This is a genomic window from Bradyrhizobium sp., from assembly GCF_049581145.1.
Taxonomy (GTDB): domain Bacteria; phylum Pseudomonadota; class Alphaproteobacteria; order Rhizobiales; family Xanthobacteraceae; genus Bradyrhizobium.
The window spans coordinates 1-8,140 of record NZ_JBAURI010000074.1; the positions used below are offsets into that span (position 1 = coordinate 1).

At 64.3% G+C, this 8,140-nt stretch carries 7 protein-coding genes; 6 read left to right on the plus strand and 1 reads right to left on the minus strand.

Annotation, left to right across the window (positions count from 1 at the left end; all coding sequences use genetic code 11):
* Together WCB02_RS02100 and WCB02_RS02105 are read left to right on the plus strand one after the other, a co-directional pair.
* A partial coding sequence (locus WCB02_RS02100) for an amino acid--[acyl-carrier-protein] ligase (RefSeq protein WP_423955841.1) occupies positions 1 to 884 on the plus strand: 884 nt, incomplete at its 5' end.
* Positions 885 to 909: 25 nt separating this feature from the next.
* On the plus strand, positions 910 to 1,788 hold the full coding sequence (locus WCB02_RS02105; RefSeq protein WP_423955843.1) for an acyl-CoA acyltransferase: 879 nt from the start codon (positions 910 to 912) through the stop codon (positions 1,786 to 1,788).
* A gap of 8 nt (positions 1,789 to 1,796) precedes the next feature.
* Here the strand turns inward: WCB02_RS02105 and WCB02_RS02110 are convergent, their stop codons facing one another.
* The gene (locus WCB02_RS02110) at positions 1,797 to 2,693 is read right to left on the minus strand and encodes a branched-chain amino acid aminotransferase (protein ID WP_423955854.1); all 897 of its coding nucleotides are present in this window, start codon (positions 2,691 to 2,693) and stop codon (positions 1,797 to 1,799) included.
* Positions 2,694 to 2,922: 229 nt separating this feature from the next.
* Here WCB02_RS02110 and WCB02_RS02115 point away from each other — a divergent pair, with 229 nt between their 5' ends.
* The 4 genes from WCB02_RS02115 to recQ form a co-directional block, all read left to right on the plus strand.
* Positions 2,923 to 3,849: an alpha/beta hydrolase gene (locus WCB02_RS02115; protein ID WP_423955845.1), complete on the plus strand. Its 927-nt coding sequence runs from the start codon at positions 2,923 to 2,925 to the stop codon at positions 3,847 to 3,849.
* A gap of 180 nt (positions 3,850 to 4,029) precedes the next feature.
* Entirely contained in the window at positions 4,030 to 5,334 is a 1,305-nt protein-coding gene (locus tag WCB02_RS02120) for an O-acetylhomoserine aminocarboxypropyltransferase/cysteine synthase family protein (protein ID WP_423955848.1), read from the plus strand.
* 16 nt (positions 5,335 to 5,350) lie between these two features.
* Entirely contained in the window at positions 5,351 to 6,358 is a 1,008-nt protein-coding gene (gene metA, locus WCB02_RS02125; RefSeq protein ID WP_423955850.1) for a homoserine O-succinyltransferase MetA, read from the plus strand.
* Between the two features lie 184 nt (positions 6,359 to 6,542).
* Positions 6,543 to 8,140: DNA helicase RecQ (gene recQ / locus WCB02_RS02130; RefSeq protein WP_423955852.1), on the plus strand; the 1,598-nt coding region annotated here is incomplete at its 3' end.

Genomic DNA, 8,140 nt, shown 5'->3' on the forward strand with positions numbered 1-8,140 from the left:
CCGACGGCGTCTACGCCCGCACCGCGCTCTATGAGGATGTGGTGGAACGGCTCGCCGCGTTGATCACGCGACATCGCGAGCCCGACACCGAGGTCATGCGCTTTCCGCCAGTGATGAGCCGCGCCCAGCTCGAAAAGTCGGGCTACCTGAAGAGCTTCCCGAACCTGCTAGGTTGCGTTTGCGGCCTGCACGGCACCGAGCGCGAGATCAATGCAGCCGTCAGCCGCTTCGATGCCGGCGGCGACTGGACCACGTCGCTGTCGCCGGCCGATCTCGTGCTGTCGCCGGCCGCCTGCTATCCGGTCTATCCGATCGCGGCCAGCCGCGGCCGGCTTCCCCAAGGGGGCCTGCGCTTCGACGTAGCGGCCGATTGCTTCCGCCGCGAGCCGTCGCGTCATCTCGACCGGCTGCAGTCGTTCCGGATGCGCGAATATGTCTGCATCGGCAGCCCGGACGACGTCTCGGATTTTCGCGAGCGCTGGATGGCACGCGCCCAGACGCTTGCCCGCGATCTCGGCCTGACGTTCCGGGTCGACCATGCGAGCGACCCGTTCTTCGGCCGCGTCGGCCAGATGAAGGCGGTCAGCCAGAAGCAGCAATCGCTGAAATTCGAGCTGTTGATCCCGCTGCGCTCCGAGGAGCAGCCGACCGCCTGCATGAGCTTCAACCATCACCGCGATCATTTCGGCACTACCTGGGGCATCAGCGATGCCCAGGGCGAGGCCGCCCACACCGGCTGCGTGGCGTTCGGCATGGATCGACTCGCGGTCGCCATGTTCCACACCCACGGCACGCGGCCCGCGAAATGGCCGCGCGAGGTCCGCGACCTGCTCAGCCTGTCACGGCACGCGATTGCCGGCGGCGACATCGAAGGTTGGCGGTAAGACGCGCATCATGCGATTGGGCGCCATGACCCACAGGCCAATGATCCGGTGCCGCGAAATCACGGCATCCGACGTCGACGCGATTGCCGACCTCTTGACACGCGGCTTCGCCGGCCGCTCGCGCGACTACTGGATGCAGGGCTTGCGCCGTCAGGCGGTCCGCGACGTGCCGCAGGGCTATCCGCGCTTCGGCTATATGCTGGACCATGACGGCATGCCGGTCGGCGTGCTGCTGCTGCTGTATACCGCGCGCGACAGCGGCGGTGAAACATCGATCCATTGCAACCTGTCGAGCTGGCTGGTCGAGCCGGCCTTCCGCAACTACGCGCCGATGCTCACCAAGATCGCGCAGCGGCACAAGGAAGTGACCTATCTCAATATCAGTCCCGCGACCTGGACCTGGCCGATCATCGAGGCCCAGGGCTTCAAGCCCTATTGCAAGGGGTTGTTCTTCTCGGTGCCCGCGCTGACACCGGCGACGTCCGGCACGACCGTCGAGATCGTCGCACCCGACGCAACCCCGATTGAAGGTCTGGCGGCCGGCGAGGTCGCGCTCTTGACCCGGCACGCCGCCTGCGGCTGCCTCAGCCTGGTCTGCCGCACGCCAAACGGCGCATTTCCGTTCATCCTGCTGCCGATGCGCATCCGGCGCGGCTGGATCGCGCCGCCGGCGATGCAACTGATCTATTGCCGCGATGTCGCCGATTTCGTCACTTGCGCCGGCGCGATTGGCGCGCTGTTGCTGCGACGGGGAAAAATCTCGGTGCTGCTCGATTCCAACGGACCGCTGCCGGGCCTGATCGGCCTCTACACCGAAAAGCGCGGCCGCAAATATTTCAGGGGACCGCACCCGCCGCGGCTGGCCGATCTCAGCGACACCGAACTCGTGCTCTACGGGCCCTGATCTCACTCTCACGCCGCCAAGCGCGCGGCGTGTGCGAAATCCCAGTACAGTTTGCGTGCCCGCGTATAGAACGGCCCGAGCTGCAGCGCGCGGTCGTCGATCCGGGTGACCGGCGCGAGTTTGGCGAAATTGCCGCTCGAGAAGATTTCATCGGCCTGCCGAAACTCTTCATAGCGCAAGGTCGTCTCGATCACCGTCACGCCATCACCGCGCAACAGATCGATCACCCGCTGCCGCGTGATGCCGTTGAGAAAAGTCCCGTTCGGCGCCGGCGTATAGACGACGCCGTCCTTGGCCATGAAGACATTCGAATTGCCGAATTCCGCGACATTGCCGAGCAGATCCAGCATCAGGCAATTATTGAAGCCGCGCGAAGCCGCCTCGATCAGCGCGCGCGAATTGTTCGGATAAAGGCAGGCCGCCTTGGCATCGACCGGCGCGCATTCCATGGTCGGCCGGCGGAACGGCGACAGCGTGATGGCGAGGCCGGTCGGCTGCGGCATCGGCGCCTCGTAAAGGCACAGGCACCAATTGGTGGTCTCGGGGTCGAACAGGACGCCGCCGCCGCTGCCATTCTCGGCCCAATACATCGGCCGGATATAGAGCTCGGCGCCGGCATCGAAGCGCGCGATCCCTTCCCGCGCGAGCTCGATCCAGGCGCCGGTCTCGACGATCGGCTTCAGCTTGAAATTGGTCGCGGACTGATTGACCCGGGCACAATGGCGGTCGAGATCGGGGGCAGTGCCTTCAAAGGCGCGGGCACCGTCGAACACCACCGAGCCGAGCCAAGCCGCGTGCGTGCGCGGTCCCATGATCGGCGCATTGCCTTCGTGCCAGTCGCCCTCGAAGAACGTCCAAGTCCTTGAATAATTGGTCTTTGAATAACGGGTCTTTGGATAATTCATCCTGGAATGGCCGGTCTTCGAATAGCTGACAGATTTGATTGCCGGAGCCATGTTCAACTCCCACGCATTGGTCTTTGTTGCCGTGCACAATGGCGCCAGGATATCGAAATTGCCCGAGGATTCCTATCGGGATCCCCCACAAGATTTCCTTGCGGGCCACTGCCGATAGTGATCGATTTGCAGTTCATCGACCACAATCATAGGGTGCCTTGGTTAACCGGAGCCCGCCATGCCGCTCGATCCTCTTGCCAAGCGCCTGCTCGCAATGGTGACCGCGGCAGCCCCTGCCGAAAGGACGAGGCCGACCGCGGACGAGCGCCGCCAGTCGCTGGCAAAACTGATGCAGTTCGCCCGGGCCGACGCACCCGACGTGACGGCGAGTGACGGAACATTGCCGGGTCCGGCGGGTGACATTGCCTACCGCCTCTACGTGCCCGCAGGCGGGCAGGATGAGCCTGCCTCGGGCTTCATCTTCTTCCACGGCGGCGGCATGGTTGCGGGCAGCATCGACACCCATGACCGCGTTGCGGCGGCGCTTGCGCAAGCGACCGGCTGCCGGCTGATATCGGTCGACTATCGGCTGGCGCCCGAACATAAATTCCCAGCAGCGATCAACGACGCGATCGCCGCGACCGAATTCGTGTCACGCCAGGCGGCCTCCCTCGGCATAGACGCCAAGAGGCTGGTGGTTGGCGGTGATTCCGCCGGCGCCACCCTTGCCGCGGTAGTCTGCCAGCATACGGAGCGCCCGGCGATCGCGGCGCAATGCCTGATCTGTCCGGTGCTTGATTTCGAGGACATTTCGCCGTCGCGCGAGGCGTTTGCGGAGAACCATCTGCTCGAGCGGGCAACGCTGGAAGCCGATCTCGCCGACTACCTGCCTGACGACGCAGATCCGGCCGATCCGCGAATCTCGCCGCTCCGTGCCCTCAACCTTGCCGGTCTTCCGCCCGCGATCATCCACACCGCGGAGTTCGATCCGATGCGCGACGAGGGCAACGCCTATGCGCGAAAGCTGCTGGCGGCCGGCGTCGCCGTGGAACATGTCTGCCACGACGGCATGATCCATAATTTTCACGCACTCGGCGCGGTCCTGCCGCAGGCCCGGCTGGTCGTGTCCCAGATTGGTGAACAGATCCGGCGCGCCGTCGGCTGACTTGCGCCCGGCGATCGATTCAAATTCTATCAATTGCCCCGATTTCGTTAGGGTTATTTCCTCAATCTTGGCGCGAATTATTGCCCGTTTCGTCGCTCGTCTCTACCAAGATATCGGCGTCAAACGCATCTCAAGAGTGCGGGATGCGGACAAGCCGATACGTCCAAGCGGAGGTCGATGATGCGCAACGAGACGATCGCCATTCACGCCGGCTACGATCCCGACCCCACGACCAAAGCCGTCGCCGTCCCGATCTATCAGACCGTCGCCTACGCCTTTGACAGCGCCGATCACGGCGCCGCACTGTTCAACCTGGAAGCGGACGGCTTCCGCTACAGCAGGATCGCCAACCCCACCACGACCGTGCTGGAAAAGCGTATCGCCGAACTCGAAGGCGGCGTCGGCGCGCTTGCGGTCGCGACAGGCCAGGCCGCGTTGCATTTCGCGTTCGTCAACCTCGCCGACGACGGCGGCAATATCGTTTCCGTTCCCCAGCTCTATGGCACGACGCATACGCTGCTCGGCCACGTGCTGCCGCGCCAGGGCATCACCGGACGTTTCGCCGACAGCGACCAGCCGGATGCGATCGAGCGGCTGATCGACCATAACACCAAGGCGGTATTCGCGGAAACCATCGGCAACCCCGCCGGCAACGTCTGCGACATCGAGGCCCTGGCGGAGGTCGCGCATCGCAACGGAGTGCCGCTGATCGTCGACAACACGGTTGCGACGCCGATGCTCCTGAAGCCGTTCGATTACGGCGCCGACATCGCGGTTCACTCGCTGACGAAATTCCTCGGGGGCCACGGCACCACGCTTGGCGGCGCCATCGTCGACAGCGGACGCTTCCCGTGGGCAGAGCAGGCGCTGCGCTTTCCCGGCTTCAACCAGCCGGACCCCTCCTATCATGGCCTGGTCTATGCCGAACGTTTCGGACCCAAGGCCTACATCGAGCGTGCACGCAGCGTCTATCAGCGCACCATGGGATCGGTGCTCTCGCCGTTCAATGCCTTCCTGTTGCTGCAGGGCATCGAGACGGTGGCCCTGCGGATCGAGCGCCACGTCGAGAACGCGCGCAAGGTCGCGGAATTCCTGCGCAACGACGCGCGCGTCGCCTGGGTCAACTATGCTGGTTTCCCGGACAGTCCCTATCATGCGCTGGTGCAGAAATACCTGAACGGCAACGCGTCGTCGCTGTTCACCTTCGGCATCAAGGGCGGGCTCGAAGCCGGCAAGGCATTCTACGACGGGCTCAAGCTGGTCACGCGTCTGGTCAATATCGGCGACGCCAAGTCGTTGGCCTGTCATCCGGCATCGACCACGCACCGTCAGATGTCGGTCGAACAGCAGTGCCTGGCCGGCGTGCTGCCGGAAACCATTCGGCTTTCGATCGGCATCGAGCACGTCTCTGACATCATCGAGGACATCGACCAGGCGCTTGCCGCCGCTTGCGCACAGCAGGCACGGCTTGACGCCGCCGAATAGAGCGGTGATGGCGGACATGCCGCTTCTGTTTGACAAACGTCCGACCGTCGCAAGTCCGGCGCTGTCGCCTGCGCAGGACGAATGCGAGCACTCCGGACAGATCGAGTTGACGATCGGGCTGATCAACAACATGCCAGACAGCGCGTTGAAGGCGACCGAGCGGCAGTTCATGCGCCTGCTGCGTACGGCCGCAGGCAGCACCCCGATCCGCTTTCATTGTTTTTCACTGCCGTCGGTCACCCGTTCACCGTCCGCGCAATGCCATGTCGACCGGGACTATACCGACATCGCCGAACTCGACCATTTGCGCTTTGATGGATTGATCGTGACGGGTGCCGAGCCCAACGCGCTGAACCTGCCCGAGGAGCCGTTTTGGCAGGAACTGACCGGGATCATCGACTGGGCACAGAACCATACCCGTTCGACGATCTTTTCCTGCCTCGCCGCCCATGCCGCGGTGCTGCATCTCGACGGCATCGAGCGGCAAAGGCTCGGCACGAAATGCTCCGGGGTGTACGATTGCGCGAAGCTCAGGGATGACTGGCTGACCCGCGATCTTCCCGCCAGGATCAAGGTCCCTCATTCCCGCTTCAATGCACTGAGCGCAGACCAACTCGCCGCGCGCGGCTACCGGGTCTTGACCAGCTCGGACGAGGCCGGCGTCGACATCTTCGCCCGCCGGCACAATAGTCATTTCATCTTCCTTCAGGGTCATCCGGAATATGACGCCTCGTCGCTACAACGGGAATATATGCGCGACCTCGCCCGCTTCCTGAGCGGCGAACGCGACCTCTATCCCGCGATTCCCGCCGGCTATTTCGATGCGGCGACGGAGCAGCATCTGATGGACTTCGAACGGCGCGCGCGCATCGATCGCGATCCGATGTTGGCGGCGGAGTTGCCGGGACTGATGCTTCGTCCCGATGTCCCGGCCGGCAGCACTGCGACGATCCTTTTGAGGAATTGGCTCGGCTTTCTTGGCGAGGAAGCGCGGGCGGATCAATTAGCGGACCGGCGAGAGTGACGCAGAATCGGCCCGACTCGATGCGCTCGATCGCTCCCCAGGTGGCAGAAACGCCGCGACAGGCCGGGGCCCAGGCAGGCGGCAGGCGGGCATTTGATCTCGCGGACAGGGTGGCGGTTCAAGACAAACCTCGCTAAATTGGGAGAAATCGGGCCAGGGCCCGGCCCAACTCCGCCGTCATCGCGTGTCCGACAGCTCCGATCCCCTTTCCCTTCTGAGTTCAGTATTCGGCCTGACCGCCTTTCGCGGCGCGCAGGAGGATATCGTCCGGCATGTCACGGGCGGCGGCAATTGCCTGGTGCTGATGCCGACCGGCGGCGGCAAGTCACTATGTTATCAATTGCCGTCGTTGCTGCGCGACGGTTGCGGCATCGTGGTCTCGCCGTTGATCGCGCTGATGCGCGACCAGGTCGCGGGACTGATCGAGGCCGGCGTCAAGGCGGCGGTGCTCAATTCCACGCTGTCGTTCCAGGAAGCCTCGGCGGTCGAGCGGCGGCTGATCGAAGGCGATCTCGACCTGATCTATGTCGCTCCGGAGCGGCTGCTCAACCCGCGCTGCCTGACGCTCCTCGGCCGGGCCAGGATCGCGCTGTTTGCCATCGACGAAGCCCATTGCATGTCGCAATGGGGGCACGATTTTCGTCCGGAATATGCCGGCCTGTCCGTGATCGCGGAGCGCTTTCCCGAGGTGCCGCGGATCGCACTCACCGCCACCGCCGACGACCTCACGCGCAAGGAGATCGTCGAGCGGCTCGGGCTTGCCGGCGCGCCGCAATTCGTCTCCAGCTTCGACCGCCCGAACATCCGCTACGAAATCGTCGAGAAGCAGAACGCGGTGACCCAGCTCAAGGCCTTCATCGCCGAGCGCCACGCCGGCGACGCCGGTATCGTCTATTGCCTGTCGCGCGCCAAGGTCGCGGACGTTGCTGCCGCGCTGACCGCGTCCGGCATCACCGCGTTGCCCTATCACGCCGGTCTGGATGCGAGCGTGCGCGCCCGCAACCAGGATCGCTTCATCAACGAGGACGGCATCGTGATCGTCGCCACCATCGCGTTCGGCATGGGCATCGACAAGCCCGACGTCCGTTTCGTGGCGCATCTCGACCTGCCGAAGAGCATCGAGGCCTATTATCAGGAGACCGGCCGCGCCGGACGCGACGGCAAGCCGTCGACGGCGTGGATGGCCTATGGCCTGTCGGACATCGTGCAGCAGCGCCGCATGATCGATGAGTCCACCGCTTCCGATACGTTCAAGCGCGTATCGATCGGCAAGCTGGATGCGCTTGTCGGGCTCGCGGAGACCGCGCATTGCCGGCGCAGCCGGCTGCTGGGCTATTTCGGAGAATCCCTGCAAGACGCAGGTTGCGGCAATTGCGACAACTGCCTGTCGCCGCCCCGCGTCCATGACGGCAAGATCCTCGCGCAGAAGCTGTTGTCCTGCGTCTACCGCACCGGGCAGCGCTTCGGAGCGATGCATCTGATCGACGTCCTGGTCGGCCGCATGACCGACCGCGTCATTCAGTTCGGACACGACAAATTGTCGGTATTCGGCGTCGGCCGCGAGCTCAATGAGAAGCAATGGCGTGCCGTGATCCGCCAGTTGCTCGCAATGGGACATCTTCGCGCCGACAGCGAGGCCTATGGCGCGCTGAAGCTGACGGAGTCCTCGCGCGGCGTGTTGAAGGGCGAAACCGCAGTGACGCTGCGCGAACGGGTCGCGGGCGCCCGCAACCGCGCCATCCGCGGCCAATCGCGGCGCGGCGATCTTGCGGACATCTCGAC

Excerpts from the sequence above, each read along its gene's own strand:
- WCB02_RS02115 (WP_423955845.1), top strand. The coding sequence starts at position 2,923 with ATGCCGCTCGATCCTCTTGCCAAGCGCCTGCTCGCAATGGTGACCGCG.
- WCB02_RS02105 (WP_423955843.1), top strand. The coding sequence starts at position 910 with ATGACCCACAGGCCAATGATCCGGTGCCGCGAAATCACGGCATCCGAC.
- metA (WP_423955850.1), top strand. The coding sequence starts at position 5,351 with ATGCCGCTTCTGTTTGACAAACGTCCGACCGTCGCAAGTCCGGCGCTG.
- WCB02_RS02110 (WP_423955854.1), bottom strand. The coding sequence starts at position 2,693 with ATGAATTATCCAAAGACCCGTTATTCAAAGACCAATTATTCAAGGACT.
- WCB02_RS02120 (WP_423955848.1), top strand. The coding sequence starts at position 4,030 with ATGCGCAACGAGACGATCGCCATTCACGCCGGCTACGATCCCGACCCC.